The following is a 15,450-nucleotide window of genomic DNA, read 5'->3' on the forward strand; positions in this document are numbered from 1 at the left end:
CACAACCTAGCAATCTTCCCAAAGTCGTGTTTGCCAAATTCAGTAAAAGAATTACCATCAAACCCGGTCAAAAAACAGCGCAGTCCGGGGTCAAGTGCGATAGTCTTGCCACCATTCTTAGGTTCTGGAACGTCCATCTCTACAGGCATATTTACAAACCAGCGCCCCTTGTTGTAGGTGACTTCTACGGCTTTGTCGTAGTTGATTAAGCAGAAATCTTGCCCAGTCCACAGAGACTTCTCCAAACCTTTGCTAGCGTTGGTCATTAGATGACCGTTCTTATAGTCCCCCGGAGCGAACTGAATAGTCTGTTTTTGGGCTCGGATCGATCTGAATCGAGCTAACTTCAATCCGGCTAAAGGATTAATTTTTGCCTGTTTTCCTTTGCCTATTTGGGCGGGCTGCTTGTCGGTTTTCTTCCAAGCTGTATAAGCCTCAAAGAGTGCGTTATCTAAACCGTGAGCTATGCCTAATTCTTTGCACCACTCAGGGATTATCTGGTAGTCCAAGGTTTTACAAAAGCTCCGAAAAGCTTGCTTTCCTGAAGTTTTTAAGACTGGTTGATTAGTCTTTTTGTCCACAGTGTAATAGGTAAACTTTCCTTGATGTTGATTCAGATAAGCAATTGCGTTATTGTAAACTTTTCGATTAGCATGAATCCTCAACATCCAGACTTTCTTCGTCTCCCCCTTTGGATAGACTCGGTACGTCAGAGTCTTCAATGATTTGCTTTTTGTACTTTCTGAGTCCGTAAAGTCGGCAACGGTCGCCGTGGATGATTGCGAGTATGTCTTCAACCATTTCTCTTTCTGGACTAAGTGAACTATTGTTGAGAACCAAAATCTTACACCCGCCCCGCTCCGCAAACCATGAGATAATATCGAATCCGAACCTGCATAATCTATCTTTTGAGGCAACGACAACCATTCCGATGTCGCCTGTGTAAATGTGTTCCAATAGGGCGATAAGACCTTTTCTTTTGAAGTTGAGGCCACTCCCGATGTCTTGGATGATTTCACATCCGGGGTAGCGAGACAAAAGAAAGTCAGCCTGTCGAATAAGGTCGGCTTTTTGACTTCGACTGCTAACTCTGGCGTAGAGGATGGTTGGTTTAGTAGATGGAATATTGACAACTGAGTCTCCGTCGTATCGTCGCTGTCCTGATGGTGTTCTGTACGCTTTGATTTTCCCTTCTTTTTCCCACCGCTAAGCGTGTTTTTGAACATACTCCGAGTCGTTGAATAGCGATTCTTGGTGGTACATATTTGGACATATCTGGGTTTGGTTAGGTGAATTATTCCAGCCTATACCAATTGTCTAATTTATAACGGAAATGTCTAAGAAAAGCCCGTCCTAGGGATTACTCTTCATTTAATTGTGGCTCGATCGATCGCGCAACTAGAGGCAGAAATTGCCGAAAAACAAGCTCGGATAACGGTTGTCGAACCGCTACCTACGGTGTTGGCCCATCCTGCTACGCTGCTGCAAGTCTTGACTAACTTGCTTTCCAACGCTATTAAGTTCGTGCAGCCGGGGATAGAGCCGCAGGTGCGAGTTTATGCAGAAGCTGAGGAAGAATATATCTATCTTTGGGTAGAAGACAACGGCATTGGTATTGCAGAAAGATTTCAAGAGAGGATTTTTGGGTTGTTCGATCGCCTGCACGGTCAAGAAGTTTATCCAGGGACGGGAATAGGGCTGGCGATCGCGAGCAAAGGAGTCGATCGGATGGGGGGTGCGATCGGGCTGAAATCGACTCTGGGAATCGGTACCAGCTTCTGGGTAAAATTACGCAAGTGCCAGAGTTGAGGAAGCAAGTTCGGCAACGCGCAGTGAATCGGGATTTAAAAGATGAGGTTCTAGGGCAGAGGGTCTTAACATCAATATTCTGCTGTAGCTCCAAGAATCAATCAACCCGCTTGTTGACACCCGAAGACAGCATAAACAATTAGTATAGTAACAGTTAAGTAATCTCTTGCACCTTTCCCGCTTGAGCAGGCTTTCTGATCTGTTTGACAACAACTTACTTAATTCATTTGCGTGTGGACACGCCCCTAAAAGGCTGGCTGAGGATATTACAAGCTTTAAAATATAATAAAATACAAGCAAATACAATAAAATTATTGGCAAGTCTAATTAACCCACCAAGTACATATTTAAATTGTCGAGATTGCTCAATAACATATTGTTAGATTTAAGAATGTTTGCGCCCATACAAAAACTAAAAGGCTAATGGTGTCTATTCTATTAATCGACGACAACCCGAACGATCGCCTGATGATCGAGCGAGAACTGAGGAAAACTTTTCCCGATTTAGAAATTAAGTCGGTTATTGATATCCAAACTCTCGAACAAATCCTGGTCGCCGGGGGTTTTGACCTAGTAATTACCGACTACCAACTGCACTGGAGCGACGGATTAACTATTCTCCGCAAAGTTCACAGCCGCTACCCAAATTGTCCGGTAATTATGTGTACTGACAGTGGCAGCGAACAAGTGGCAGTCGAAGCTATGAAAGCGGGTTTGAGCGATTACGTGTTCAAAGGGCGACACTTAAAGCGGCTGGCGGCGGCAGTGGGCGAAAGCTTGAAAAATCAGCAGTTGCGCGAGAAATACGCGAAAACGTCGGCGCAGTTGGCAATTTCGGAGGAAAGGCTGAGGTTGGCGATCGAAGCCTCGAAAATGGGAACTTGGGATTGGAATTTATTAAATGGCGAGGTGGTTTGGTCGGAGGGACACGAACTGTTATTCGGCCTGGAAAAAGGCAGTTTTGCGGGAACTTACGAAGCTTTTTTTAGCTGCATTCACCCGGATGACCAGGCCTCGCTCGCCCAGGCTGTTGCCTTTGCTTTAGAAAACAAAATAGAATACCAATACGAATTTAGAGTCATTTGGCCCGACGGCAGCTTGCACTGGATCGCGAGTAGGGGCAAGTTTTTTGAGGATGATACGGGTAAACCGGTGCGAGCAATCGGCGTGGTTTGGGATATTACCGATGGTAAATTATCGGAAGCCAGGGTGCAAGAAAGCGAGGAAAACTTGCGCTTTGCCCTAGAAGCAGCTAATACGATCGCTTTTAGCTGGGATGTGGCATCCGGGGAAGTCCGCCGTTCGCCCAATGCCGAAACACAGATGGGTTTGGGCCCAGACAGCACCTTTGGTACTTTTGAGCAAAAAAAGAATACGGTGCATCCAGAAGACCGCGAAAGCTTTTTGGCAGATTTGGATGCCGCACTCAGCGGGACGGGAGTCTACGAGTCGGAATACCGCCACGTGCGCCCCGACGGCTCAGTGATTTGGCTTCACGACAAAGGGCGGGTGGTTTTTGACCCATCGGGCACACCCCTTCGGCTGTTCGGCGTGGCGATCGACATTACGAATCGCAAACAGTTAGAATACGACCGCGAGCGCGCGTTGGCCCGCGAGCGGTCGTATTTGCGCCGCCTGCAAAAGTTAACCTCCGCGTCAGTTGCTATCAACTCCACGCTGTCGGTGGCAGAAATACTTCAGTTAGCTGCCGATAGCGCCCGCCAAATTCTGGAAGTCCACCAGGTAGCGGTCAACCTCAACCCGGCGGCTAACTGGGATGCGGGAATTAGCAAGTTTTCCATGTCAGAAAAATACGCCGCGTGGCAAGATTACTACGAAGAACCAGACGGTACGGGCATTTACCAACAAGTTTGCCAGCAGCAACAGGCGATGCGGATGACTCAAAGCGAGTTAGAGGCTCACCCGGCCTGGCGGGAGTTCGGCAAGGCTGCGGGGAAGCGCCCGCCGATGCGGGGTTGGCTGGCTGTACCGCTGACGGGTCGGGACGGCAGAAATCTCGGATTGATTCAGTTGTCGGACAAGTATGAGGGGGAGTTTGCCGAAGATGATGAAACTATTTTAATGCAGTTGGCTCAGGCGGTGTCGGGGGCGATCGACAATGCCCGCCTTTACGAGGAATCTCAGCAAGCAAATCGCATGAAAGATGAGTTTTTGGCAACTCTTTCTCACGAGTTGCGATCGCCCTTAAACGCGATTTTGGGCTGGGCGCAACTGCTGCGGCACCGCAGTTTTAGTCCGGCTGCTACTGGGCGGGCTTTAGAAACGATCGAGCGAAATGCTAAATTGCAAACTCAATTGATTGATGATTTGCTGGATATTTCTAGAATTATTCGCGGCAAGTTGACTTTGAATCCTTGTGCGGTAAATTTGATTTCGATGGTGGAAGCAGCGGTGAATACGGTGCGGTTGGCCGCCGATGCTAAGTCGATCGATTTACGGTTTGCAATTGTAGATTTGGGCTCGGAGACTGCAGAGTTTTCCGAAGCCGGGGAGATTTTTGGCAATCCTGAATCTCCGTTAAATCCGAAATTTTGGGTATCAGGAGACCCCGGCCGCTTGCAGCAAGTGATTTGGAATTTGCTGACGAATGCGATTAAGTTTACGCCGCGCGGGGGGCGAGTTGAAATCCGGCTTTCGAGAGTTGATTCGGATGTTGAGTTGGCTGTTACCGACACGGGAATTGGGGTTGCACCGAATTTTTTGCCTTACGTGTTTGAGTCTTTCCGCCAAGCGGATGCTACGATTACTCGCAATTATAGCGGTTTGGGGCTGGGTCTGGCGATCGTCCGGCAGTTGGTGGAACTCCACGGCGGCACGGTTTGGGCGAGCAGTCCGGGACTGGATATGGGATCGACTTTTACTTTCCGTCTCCCTGCGATGCAGCTAAATTCGATCGCCGGTGAGGAAGCGCAGGTTTTGGCTGGCGCTGGTAATTTACTGGGAGTTAAGGTTTTGCTGGTTGATGACGAGGTTGATTCGCGGGAATTTATGAGGTTTGTCTTGGGGGATTCCGGGGCCACTGTCAGGGCTGCATCGTCTGCTGCTGAGGCGTTTGAGGTGGCTTCGCAGTTTGAGCCGGATGTTGTGGTCAGCGATATCGGAATGCCGGAGGAAGACGGCTATTCGCTGCTACGAAGGCTGCGTTCTTTGAACACGCAGACAGGGAAATTTTGGGCGATCGCTCTGACGGCTTATGCTAGGGATGAAGACCGCGATCGTGCTTTTGCTGCAGGTTTCGATCGGCATCTGTCTAAACCTGTGCAACCCGATGTGTTAGTAGAGACTATAGTCAAGTTGAGGCAGCAAGGGCTAACAACTTAAAAAAATCTCTTAATAAATGGTAAATGGTAAATGGTAAATGGTAAATGGTAAATGGTAAATGGTAAATGGTAAATGTGTTTGTAGTGGCGACTTTAATCCTCGTAAAACTCGCTCGTACTTGCCTTCCTCACTACCAATCTATAATGCTGATTTTACCGGACACCACCTGATTAACCGGACTGGATATCGACGGAATCGCTCAACTGAGAAATATAAAAATTTGTATTTTTCAAACTCTTCAACTTCTGCTTGTGGGGCTTTGCTTCTAGCCCGCCTAAAATATGCAATTTCTATGCCGATTAGGTGATTGGTTTGTGTTAATATGCTAAAATATCCAACAACCACGCGGTAATTAGGTGGACAAACTTCAGACAGATATAGAGGCAATTTACTCTCAAATTGAGGAATTGCGCCTGGAACGCCAGCAGCTTAGTATTGCCGATGTTGTCCCAGCCGGTGATTCGCCCCAAGCGATCGCCGATGCTTATCGTCGTCACGCGAGGGAAACAGCACAAGTGTCGGCAGAAGTCAAGGGTATAGATGACGCGATCGCGGCTCTGTCTGCTCAACTAAGTCAGAAACAGCAGCAGTCGCTAAAGTTGCAAAGAATCACTCCGATGGAGGAGCAAGTTGAAGAAGGAAGATTACTAGCCAAGGGACACGCGGAACGGATTAATGAACTGGCGGCGGAACTGGCGGCGGAAGTGAAGGGACTCAAAGCCATCGCCGACCAAATTAGTCCCAGCTACTGGCAGGTTTATTACAAGCCTTTTATTACGGGTTTTAAGAGTATTTCTGTTCCCTACGTGCGATCGGACGGGGATGTTTGGACTATTGTCAATCGAGTAGTTTAGAGAGGCTGCGGGAGCAGAAATAATCAGCGCTCAAGACAATTTTTTTCCTGTCCCTATTCCTCTACCTCAACCTCGCAGCAATTGCTTAATAGTGCCGACCAATTCTTGAGGGTGAAATGGCTTGGCGATGTAAGCGTCGGCTCCTTGTTTCATTCCCCAATAGCGATCGAACTCTTCGCTTTTGCTCGAACACATTACCACCGGCAAATTTTGGGTTTTAGGGTCGCTTTTGAGCCGACGACAAACTTCGTAGCCGTTCATCCGGGGCATCACGATATCCAGAACCACTAAATCTGGGCGGTTAGCCTTGATTTGCTCTAGAGCTTCTACGCCATCACTCGCTACGGTGACGTTGAGTCCTCTACCTTTGAGCAAGTCGGCGATCATCTCCCGCAGAGTGACGCTATCATCAACAACCATAACTGTACTCATAGAATAATCCCTACCAAGTTTCTGGGTTGAAACGTTCTCATTAACGTTTACACTAACGTTCACCTTCAAAGGTGTGTTTTCCTGATTGAGATTGCGCTCTGCTAAATGTAGTTTACCCACTTTTGCTGATTTCTCAATCATTTTCTGAGTAATTTCGGCCAAATTTAAAGTTCCGCGCAATCTCGGTTGACACAGGAGGCTATGTCCGTTAGTCTATCATTTTCTTTCTCAAATGGTACTATTATCAAAAAATCAGGGTATAGCTTGGTTGTGCGTTTCCGGTTGAGGACGGCGGCGCTCGGCCGCCTGCATCAACGGGAGCATCTCAATGAAAGCAGCCCTCCGCTAGAAATTGGAGTTTTGAGGCAGAAGGCAGGAGGCAGAAGGCAGGAGGAAAGAGGAAGAAGGAAAGAGGAAGAAGGAAGGAGCTAGAAGGAAGGAGCTAGAAGAAGTTTTTTTACAAATATGAGATGCTCCCTGCATCAACATTTGTCTAATTAGGATTTTTCGTACCTAAAGCCGATAGTTTTTGGTCGTAGAGCGTGTCTAAAACGACCGGACGCTGGCGGTAGCTGTGACCGGTGTTTTTGCAGCCGTTAGCAACGATTCCCAAGACGCAAGCTCCAGAAATTTTTAATTCTTCTAAAACTTTGCGAACTTGCGATCGGTCTGTTTGCCCAATTTGGACGACCATAATCGTAGCGTCTGTGCGAGCTGCGATCAAGTGGGTGTCTGCCAAGCCTGCTACTGGCGGGGTGTCATAAATTACTAAGTCAAAAAATGCTTGAAATTGCTCCATTAGATACTGCATTTTTTTGGAAGAAAGAAGCTTGATCGGATCGGGGGGAATTTGGCCTGCGGTGAGTACGAACAAATTTTCTTGGTTCGGGACTCGTTGAATCGCGTCGTTGAGGCTGAGATCGGTAGAGATGGCATCGCCCAGGCCACGCACGTTTGGCAGTCCTAACTTAGCGTGCAGTTGCGGGCAGCGCAAATCTGCATCTACTAGCAATACTCGCTGTCCGACTGCTGCTGCTGTGGCTGCCAGGTGCAAAGCTACTGTAGATTTGCCGTCTCCGGCTACGGCTGAGCCGACTAAGAGCGATCGAATTGCCGTGCCTGCACTCAGCAAGTGAATGTTCGTGTATAGCGATCGAAATGCTTCTAAAAATTGATAGTCCAAGTCGCTCAAAATACTTGGTCCCCCGCTCGTCGAACCAGTATGTCTAGCTTCGGCCGGTTCGACTACTTCCACTTTCAAGTTCGATCGAGCTGATGTTAGTTTCCTCTGTCTGGCTGGCGGTCGGCGCTTAACTTTTTTGGTAAACGGAATCACCCCGAGTATTGGCAATCTTGTGGCCATTCTCAGTGATTCTGGAGTGTGGAACACAGTATTTAGTACCTCTACCACCAAGCCGACTGCTATGCCCAGCAGACTGCTTAAAATTACTGCCAGCGCTAACTGTTTTTTGGTTTGTTTGACGGTAGCTGTTATAGGCCTGCCGAATTTGTCTAGCGGAATTTCCGGAGGAGTGATCGGCACCCAGGGTATTTGCTGCTGAGCAGCATCAATCCGCAAGGCTTCTCGTTTTGCCAAGAAGTCCGACAAACTCTTAGTAACTACTTGCAGTTCCCGCTGTAAATTGTCGTATTGTCGGGTTGTAACTGAAAAGTTTCTAATTTTTTGGTTGAGAGCATTTTGCAAAGCTGTCATTTCGCGATCGCGCGCTTCAATTTCTTTGATTTGGGTCTCTAAATTTCCCATCACCACTTCTTTTGCTTGTTTAGTGGCGGTTAAAATCAGTTCTTCCCGACTTTTTCGCAGCGCTAAAACTGGCAAACTGTCTTCTCTGTACTGAGCTGCTTTTAAGGACAATTCCGAGTCTATTCTCTGAATTTGACCTAAGAGTCCGCTGTAAGCTTGTCCTTGGGTCATCAGCAGCCCCTGGGGATTATTTTCGTTGAGTAATTTTTCATAGCTTTGGTAGAGGTTTCGCATCCCTTTTAGCTGAACTCTAATTTCTACTTGCTTACCCCGAATGCTTTGAACTTGTTCAGAGAGAGATTTTCCCTCCATCTGAGGTTCAAACAAGTTGCTCTGCTGCCGCAGTCTTTGGACTTGCAGTTGCAGAACTTCCACTCTTTCTCGGAGCTTGGGCATCTCCGTATCTATAAATTTAATACCTTGATTAATGCCGATCAGCCGTTGCTGCAAGCTGTAGTCTAGATAAGCTTTAGAAATTTTATCCAATACGGTGGAAATTTTTTCTCGGTTTGAATCTTTGTAACGAACTTGTAAAATTTTTGTGCCTTGCTGTTTGCCATCTTTCGCGTAGCTGACGCGGTTGATGGACATTTTTGAGATCAGTGCCGTATAGTTCATTTTGGGATACCAGGCTCGCAATTCCTCAATCACGGGCTGCATCAATTTGGGGCTACGCAAAATCCTAATTTGGGTTTCGTAGTCTACTAAGCTAATTCCTTCTATATTAATTCTTGCTAAATCTGCCGCTTGGGTGTTGTTTAATTGTTTGGATAGCAAACCTTCAGCCGTGGCTGGTTCTACTAACAGGGAAAAGGAGCCTTCATACTCGATCGTAATCTGTTTAGACGTGAGGACGATCGCTGTTCATGCCAGGGCGCTCAAAGCAATGGTGGCTGCTGCCATGACCAGGAAGCGACGGCGCACGACGCCTAAGAGCCAGGACAAGTCTAGCTTTTCTTCTTCTCTCTCCTCTACGAAGTGATCTCTGTAGTTGTGAGCAGATAACTCCGGCAGTTTGCCATTCGATTTGGGTGTGAAGGGTTGGTAATCTTGTCTGCTATCCATATTCAGCCTGGGTATTTTTGAGGTTGGTATTTTTGAGGTTGATATTTTTGAAGCGGCCAGGTCGCGGCTGGGTAATCTTATTGTTTAGTTTATTCTAGCCTTTGCCAGGAATTATCCACCTCACCCGCCACCTTCTTACCTGAATAAAAATCGGAGAACGTTTATAAAATTTAACACTCCGGTAGCTGGCCCGACAGGTCCGATTACAGCGTTCATGCGATCGACAAAATCGACGAGACCCCTGCGAGATACGATAATCATGTCGTTGTTGCGAAGTTGAGGATTGGTTTCTTCGTTAATTCCTTGAGTTAAATTGACTTCGATCGTCCGTTTAGTAGCTGTACCGTCGTTATTGAGGCGGACTAGCTCAACTTTATCCCTTCTAGCTCTGGTATTCTCGTAGCCAAAAAATCCTCTGGAAACTAAAGCTTGATTCAGTGTGGCATTAGCTGGGAGCCTCAAGGGATCGAGGGATGTTCTGAGTTCTCCTACTACAAAAACGTTAATGCCAGTGGGAGCAAAGTTAGTGCTCGCGAGTACGCCAGCTTCTGCAGGGTTGACGATCGTAGCTTTGGGCACGATGATCGTGTCTCCCTCCTGGAGGATGGTATCTTGGGCGCCGTCGCCGGACTCTAGGAACTGCCACAGATTGACTGGGATAATTTGTTCGCCTCTTCTGGTGACGCGCCGCACTTGGATTTGCCGGATGTCGGCATCGGAGGTGATGCCGCCGGCTAGCTGAATGGCCCGGATGACGGTGGGAAAACCTTCGCGGCTGAGGTCGTTTGTGGTGTTACCGCCGATCACGACGTATGCCCCGGGGCGGGTGACTTGACCAACGATGGAGATCGATCGAGGTTTTTCTGGGGGTGGCGAAAAGTTGGCTGTCGCAAATTGACGAGCTTCTGCTTGGTTGAAGTTGGCGACTGTGGGAATCACGATTGTGTCTCTGTCTTGCAAAATGATGTCTTGAGAGATGTCTCCTTCTTGCAAGAATTTCCACAGGTTGACGTTGAGCACTTGATCCGGGCCGTCTCGTTGGGGACGGCGGACGCGGATGTTGCGGATGTCGGCGACACCCGTGACGCCTTCTGCGAGTCTGATCGCTTGGGTGACGGTGGGGTACTGGACACTCGGCGTGGCTCCCGGGCCAGGAGTTAGGGTAATGGTGAAGTTTCCGGGCCTGGTGACTTCTCCGATGACGCCGACGTTGAGGGGGCGGGCGGCGACGAGGCTGACTGTGACTATGGGGTCTTTGAGGACGCGGCGGTAGGCGTTGCGGATGATGTTGGTGGCTTCTACTAAGGTGCGGCCGCGGACGGAGACCAAGCCGATTAGGGGCAGGTTGACTGAACCGTCGGAAAGAACTTCGTAGCCGCGGCTGAGTTCGGGTACTTCGAGTATTTCTACTTGGATACGATCGCCACCGCCGAGTTTGTAGCTTTCGGGCGCTCTCCTAACGGGCGCAACGGTCTGGGCTTGGTCTGCGCCTAGGGGGATGGGAAGTTGTGCCGGGGTGCTTCTGGCGTCAGCGATGACAGTGGAAGCAAACAAGACAACACCCACAACCGACGGGGCTATCTGTCTGGGAAAATGGGTGTTAACCATACACCACCTAATTTTATTGACTATGATTTATATAAGTGTAGCCTTTTTAGTGCTGGGCAAAAAGCTCATTATTTTAAGCGATCGCCGAAAAAACGATGCTGTATTTTTGCTTTATGCCTAATTTCTGTGTTAGCGTGGTTGCGGGTTGACGGCTATATTTTATATCTAGATAATTTGCTCTTATTTCGGATAAAGGAAAGCAATTATGACTGAACCAGTGTCTCTACCAAATATGCTGAAATATCTGATTTTAGGGAGTTCTTCATTGACATGGATGCTACTTGCTATATTCGCGATGGCAACTATACTATAGCAATCCTAAATGATTTGCAAAACCCTACGCGAGAAAGATGCTTGCACTACAAGGATTCTGAGCTCGATTAATTTTGCGACTGATTTAGGACTGCTATATTATTTCACTTTGCCAGCTATAAAAAAATAAGTTTGGCTTTAGAAAAAAGCTTTGCTGGTCTTTATATTTTCATCTCTCCCTTTCTGACACAACATCCTTTTAATTACTTGCATTTTATTAACTTGAAAGATCCCGACGGTGGCATATTAAAACTCCTACCTTATTTTTTTTACCCCTGGGTAGTATTGACTTTGATTTCAAGAATTAAAATTTTTAGTAGCAATTTTATAGAAATTTTTGCCAAAATATTAACAATGAATCCTTTCTTTTTACTTTATACATTACTTCCCTTACTGTCTACATTCTGGTCTCTATTTCCTGAACAAACGCTAAGAGCAGGCCTAGCTTTTTCAGGATTTACTGCTTTTGGTTTTTATATTGCAGCGCAATATAAATGGGAGGATTTATCTGGTTTTTGGCGGTGAGGATACACGGCCATCGGTTTGGCAAGTTTTGTAATGAAACCCCCTGGCTCAGGAGATTTTGTCGGCTTAACCCAATCTAAAAATTCTTTGGGTGGAGTCTTAGCTCTCTGTACGGCATTTTGGTATTTGCATTATTCTCAAGGCGCTAAAACTCCGAAAGAGCGCTGGATTGCTTTGGGAATGATGTTCTTTTCATTTTACCTAGTAAGGGCTAATAAATCGGGGTCGGCTCTAGTGATTACTATCATATTAATAATTGCTGTGTCGTCTCTAGATTTTCTAAAAAAATTAAGTTTTCAGTGGGCATTTACTGCTATTATATGTTTCCTGGTGGTCAGTATAATTATGACGGTTTTTGTAGTAGACAACCTAGAGGATATTATTGTAGGTGGGTTAGGCAAGGACTTGACTCTAACTGGGCGGACAGAATTCTGGCCGCAGTTAATCGCTGCGGTCAATCAGCGCCCCTGGTTGGGCTACGGATTCGATGGATTTTTTCAACAAGATAAGTTTGGCTCGGCTACTCCTGCTTATTTTATTTATACTACTAATGGATTTCAACCTAAAAATCCTCACAATGGGGGGATTGGGATCTTGTTAGCATTCGGTTGGCCGGGATTAATTTTAATGATGACTTCCTTGCTGCTGAATTTAGCTTACGCAGTTCGGTATTTGAGTGGTAGCACCATGGAAGAAGCGGGAATACCTATTTGTTTTCTAGTGTCTATTATTATAAGCAACATCACAGAAGGTTATATTATAAGTATAGCAAATCCTTGGCTGAGTTACGTAATGTTGACGGTTCGACTTGCGATAGATAATTCTAACAGTAGCACCAGTAACCCTCAAAGGCGTTCTTTAGCTCGCACTGTCCATTGAAGTAACCTTTATTGGGCGGATTGTGGGTCAAGTTGGGGAGTATCTCATATGGGTAAAAACACTTCTTCTAACTCCTTCCTTCTTCCTCTTGCCTTCTGCCTCCTGCCCCGCAGCAAGAGGGCCTAAAAACTCCAATTTCTAGGTCGGCTGCTTTCATTGAGATGTTCCCTCAAGTTGTGATATGTTGTTATAGGATCAACCAGTCTAATTTTGCGAGATTGGCGACCATGCCAGAACTGCGTTTGTGTTTTGTAAAGATTTAAAATATTCTGATGCTAGATAAGTTAACTGCGGTCAGTCAAAGGCTCGGCCCTAATCTGCGCCAGGTACTCAGCAACATAGCTTGGCTGTTCACTGACCAAATCTTGCAGATGGGTCTAGGTCTGTTTGTAGGCCTTTGGGTGGCTCGCTATCTGGGTCCGACACAATTTGGATTGCTCAGCTACGCGATCGCCTTTGTGTCGCTGTTTAGTTCGGTGGCCACGATGGGGTTGGGTACTCTGGTAGTGAGGAATATCGCTCGCGACCCAGAATGCAAAAATGAGACCCTGGGAACAGCCTTCGGACTGCAATTTACTGGTGGTATAATCACTCTGGTGTTAACTGTCACCGTGATTGCGCTACTCAAGCCCAACGACACTCTGACTCGGTGGCTGGTAGGTATCATCGCAGCGGGAACTATCTTTAATGCTTTTGAGGCTATCAATTTTTGGTTTCAGTCCCAAATCCAGTCAAAATATACAGTTTTAGCTAAAAATTCGGTATGTTTTTTAGTTGCTGCTTTCAGAATTGGCTTAGTGACAATTAAAGCCCCCCTGCTTGCCTTCGCCTGGGTGCGATTGGCAGAGGTGGCATTGGTAGGAATCGCTTATGTATATTTTTATAAGCTTACGGGGAATAAAATTAAGGATTGGCAATTCAGTTGGGAACGGGGCAAGGAACTGCTATCGGAGAGTTGGCCGATAATTTTGTCGGGATTGGCAGTTTATGTATACTCAAAAACCGACCAGATCATGCTGGGTGCGATGAATAAAAATGCAGAACTGGGCTATTATGCTGCCGCTGTGAAAATTTCAGAAATCTGCGATTTCTTGCCGATGATCATATCCAGCTCTATTTTTCCCAAATTAGCGAATTTTAGAAAGACAAATTATGAAGAATATCTAAATAAATTTCAAATTTACTCGGATATTATGATATTTTTATGGTTGGGAGTGGCCATACCAATATCATTACTTTCTCCCTGGATAGTGCATCTGCTTTACGGTGAAAAATATTCGAAGTCAGCAGCGGTACTGGCAATCTATGTTTGGGCGCAATTTGGCAGTAACTTTGGAGTAGCACGGAGCACATATTTGAACATAGAAGGTCAGTTACGCTACGGTCTTTACTTGACTGTAGTCGGATCTATTTTTAACGTAGGGTTAAACTTTTTGCTGATTCCTAAGTATGGAGCTTTTGGAGCAACGGTGGCTACTCTGATAACTTATTTTTACGTGATTATATTAGTCAATTTTTTGATTAAGGAATTGCGTCCTTTCGGAAATTTTATCTGGCGATCCCTTAACTTATACAAGGCCGCTTGTAGAATCAGAGGATTATTAAAGTGATTCAAATTAAACCTAAAATCGAACAGCGCTCGAATTGCCCCTATTGCGGGACAGATCTCAATCCCAAAACTATTTTGTGGCAGGGAATTCACATTGTTATAGATTCTAAGTGCGGCGGATGCGGCCGCGAAATCATCGATGAGCTGAAAGTAGGTCATGGAGTCACAAACTCCCTGCAAGTTGATTTAAGGAAAGCTGCAGTGTTTGCGGAGAATGCTTTCGCAAAGGATTGGTTGGGGAAAGCGTTACTCAACTCACTCCAAAATCCTCGACCCGAAAAACTTGAGATTGCAAAAGAATTTTTTAAGCCGTGCAAGCGAGCAATCATCTTAAACTGTATCGATCATCTTTATGGTCACTCCCTGTTAAAGTTGCTAAATGCACAAAGGCACTTAGACGGCAATCCGGAGTGTGGATTAGTGGTGATAGTTCCTAAGTTTTTAAGGTGGATGGTTCCCGATGGAGTTGCTGAAGTCTGGACAGTGCCTATTTCTTTACAAAATGGTCAAAATTACTATCCCAGCTTCGCTGAGTTTGTTGAGGAAGAAACTAAACGTTTTGAAGAAATTTATGTCAGTGAAGCTTATTCTCATCCAAGTCGGTTTGACATCACGCGGTTTAGTCGAGTACCCAAACACAACTTTGAGTACCAAGAAATAAAAATTACTTTTATTTGGCGGGAAGATCGCCTGTTAGTTAACCGTTTGCTCTTGCGAGGTCTTAGAAAGCTGAATCAAGGAGAAATCGCACTGGCATTGCAAAATTTGAAAATTCAGCAGTTATTTGAGAAAATTAGGTTGCAACTACCTGAAGCAAAATTTGCAGTGGCTGGTCTGGGGACAAAAACTAAGTTTCCAGAATGGATTGAAGATTACAGGGTGGATACTTTTAATGAAAAAATTGAAAAGGAAATATGCCGTGTTTATTCAGAAAGCCGCTTAGTAATTGGTCTTCATGGCTCTAATATGCTGCTGCCTTCTAGCCATGCTGGCATGACAATTGATTTGATAGATGAGCGGTGGGGGAACTTTGCACAAGATATTTTATACCAAGAAAGCGACCCTAGAATGGCTACTTTTCGCTATAGATTTTTGCCGTATCAGATTAGCAATGATACACTGGCATTCATAGCGGCTGTGATGGTTCTGAAGTGGTCTAAGTTTAAATCCCAGATGACGGCTGATGTTGTTGATTGAGATTGTGAAGAAAAACTGACCTATAACCATCAAATAAATTGTGGCATGGGTCA

At 46.1% G+C, this 15,450-nt stretch carries 12 protein-coding genes and 2 pseudogenes; 8 read left to right on the forward strand and 6 right to left on the reverse strand.

The window, feature by feature from the left end; genetic code table 11:
• Together QUB12_RS29285 and QUB12_RS29290 are read right to left on the reverse strand one after the other, a co-directional pair.
• Positions 1-668, reverse strand: a pseudogene (locus QUB12_RS29285) (RNA-guided endonuclease InsQ/TnpB family protein); the annotation flags it as partial.
• A pseudogene (locus QUB12_RS29290) lies at positions 649-1,273 on the reverse strand (IS607 family transposase). The pseudogenes QUB12_RS29285 and QUB12_RS29290, both read right to left, overlap by 20 nt.
• A gap of 104 nt (positions 1,274-1,377) precedes the next feature.
• On the opposite strand from QUB12_RS29290, the gene QUB12_RS29295 reads away from it, so the two are divergent.
• The 3 genes from QUB12_RS29295 (at position 1,378) to QUB12_RS29305 (ending at position 6,005) form a co-directional block, all read left to right on the forward strand.
• Positions 1,378-1,809 (forward strand): ATP-binding protein, encoded by a 432-nt coding sequence (locus tag QUB12_RS29295; RefSeq protein ID WP_333309584.1) that lies wholly within the window; start codon positions 1,378-1,380, stop codon positions 1,807-1,809.
• A 423-nt stretch (positions 1,810-2,232) separates the two neighbouring features.
• On the forward strand, positions 2,233-5,151 hold the full coding sequence (locus QUB12_RS29300; protein WP_333309586.1) for a PAS domain-containing protein: 2,919 nt from the start codon (positions 2,233-2,235) through the stop codon (positions 5,149-5,151).
• Positions 5,152-5,507: 356 nt separating this feature from the next.
• The gene (locus tag QUB12_RS29305; RefSeq protein ID WP_333309589.1) at positions 5,508-6,005 is read left to right on the forward strand and encodes a hypothetical protein; all 498 of its coding nucleotides are present in this window, start codon (positions 5,508-5,510) and stop codon (positions 6,003-6,005) included.
• A gap of 66 nt (positions 6,006-6,071) precedes the next feature.
• Here the strand turns inward: QUB12_RS29305 and QUB12_RS29310 are convergent, their stop codons facing one another.
• A complete protein-coding gene (locus tag QUB12_RS29310; protein ID WP_039886668.1) occupies positions 6,072-6,437 on the reverse strand; it encodes a response regulator transcription factor in 366 nt (121 codons plus the stop codon).
• Between the two features lie 201 nt (positions 6,438-6,638).
• On the opposite strand from QUB12_RS29310, the gene QUB12_RS29315 reads away from it, so the two are divergent.
• Positions 6,639-6,869, forward strand: a complete 231-nt coding sequence (locus tag QUB12_RS29315; protein WP_333144498.1) for a hypothetical protein — start codon at positions 6,639-6,641, stop codon at positions 6,867-6,869.
• Positions 6,870-6,930: 61 nt separating this feature from the next.
• Here the strand turns inward: QUB12_RS29315 and QUB12_RS29320 are convergent, their stop codons facing one another.
• The 3 genes from QUB12_RS29320 to QUB12_RS29330 form a co-directional block, all read right to left on the reverse strand.
• A complete protein-coding gene (locus tag QUB12_RS29320) occupies positions 6,931-8,979 on the reverse strand; it encodes a polysaccharide biosynthesis tyrosine autokinase (protein WP_333309592.1) in 2,049 nt (682 codons plus the stop codon).
• Between the two features lie 87 nt (positions 8,980-9,066).
• Positions 9,067-9,267 carry a hypothetical protein gene (locus QUB12_RS29325; RefSeq protein WP_333144496.1) on the reverse strand — a complete coding sequence of 67 codons (201 nt, stop codon included), beginning with the start codon at positions 9,265-9,267 and terminating at the stop codon, positions 9,067-9,069.
• A gap of 135 nt (positions 9,268-9,402) precedes the next feature.
• Positions 9,403-10,875 carry a polysaccharide biosynthesis/export family protein gene (locus QUB12_RS29330; RefSeq protein WP_333309595.1) on the reverse strand — a complete coding sequence of 491 codons (1,473 nt, stop codon included), beginning with the start codon at positions 10,873-10,875 and terminating at the stop codon, positions 9,403-9,405.
• 444 nt (positions 10,876-11,319) lie between these two features.
• On the opposite strand from QUB12_RS29330, the gene QUB12_RS29335 reads away from it, so the two are divergent.
• From QUB12_RS29335 to QUB12_RS29350, 4 genes are all read left to right on the forward strand, one after another.
• Entirely contained in the window at positions 11,320-11,712 is a 393-nt protein-coding gene (locus QUB12_RS29335) for a hypothetical protein (protein WP_333309599.1), read from the forward strand.
• A gap of 33 nt (positions 11,713-11,745) precedes the next feature.
• Positions 11,746-12,591 (forward strand): O-antigen ligase family protein, encoded by an 846-nt coding sequence (locus tag QUB12_RS29340; protein WP_333309601.1) that lies wholly within the window; start codon positions 11,746-11,748, stop codon positions 12,589-12,591.
• A gap of 272 nt (positions 12,592-12,863) precedes the next feature.
• Entirely contained in the window at positions 12,864-14,201 is a 1,338-nt protein-coding gene (locus QUB12_RS29345) for a flippase (RefSeq protein WP_333309604.1), read from the forward strand.
• Positions 14,198-15,397: a hypothetical protein gene (locus QUB12_RS29350; RefSeq protein WP_333144491.1), complete on the forward strand. Its 1,200-nt coding sequence runs from the start codon at positions 14,198-14,200 to the stop codon at positions 15,395-15,397. The genes QUB12_RS29345 and QUB12_RS29350 overlap by 4 nt, the downstream gene beginning before the upstream one ends.
• Positions 15,398-15,450 lie beyond the last annotated feature (53 nt).

It is taken from the genome of Microcoleus sp. B7-D4 (assembly GCF_036705125.1).
Classification (GTDB): Bacteria; Cyanobacteriota; Cyanobacteriia; order Cyanobacteriales; family Microcoleaceae; genus Microcoleus.

Excerpts from the sequence above, each read along its gene's own strand:
- QUB12_RS29300 (WP_333309586.1), top strand. The coding sequence starts at position 2,233 with ATGGTGTCTATTCTATTAATCGACGACAACCCGAACGATCGCCTGATG.
- QUB12_RS29310 (WP_039886668.1), bottom strand. The coding sequence starts at position 6,437 with ATGAGTACAGTTATGGTTGTTGATGATAGCGTCACTCTGCGGGAGATG.
- QUB12_RS29315 (WP_333144498.1), top strand. The coding sequence starts at position 6,639 with ATGTCCGTTAGTCTATCATTTTCTTTCTCAAATGGTACTATTATCAAA.
- QUB12_RS29325 (WP_333144496.1), bottom strand. The coding sequence starts at position 9,267 with ATGGATAGCAGACAAGATTACCAACCCTTCACACCCAAATCGAATGGC.
- QUB12_RS29330 (WP_333309595.1), bottom strand. The coding sequence starts at position 10,875 with ATGGTTAACACCCATTTTCCCAGACAGATAGCCCCGTCGGTTGTGGGT.
- QUB12_RS29340 (WP_333309601.1), top strand. The coding sequence starts at position 11,746 with ATGAAACCCCCTGGCTCAGGAGATTTTGTCGGCTTAACCCAATCTAAA.
- QUB12_RS29345 (WP_333309604.1), top strand. The coding sequence starts at position 12,864 with ATGCTAGATAAGTTAACTGCGGTCAGTCAAAGGCTCGGCCCTAATCTG.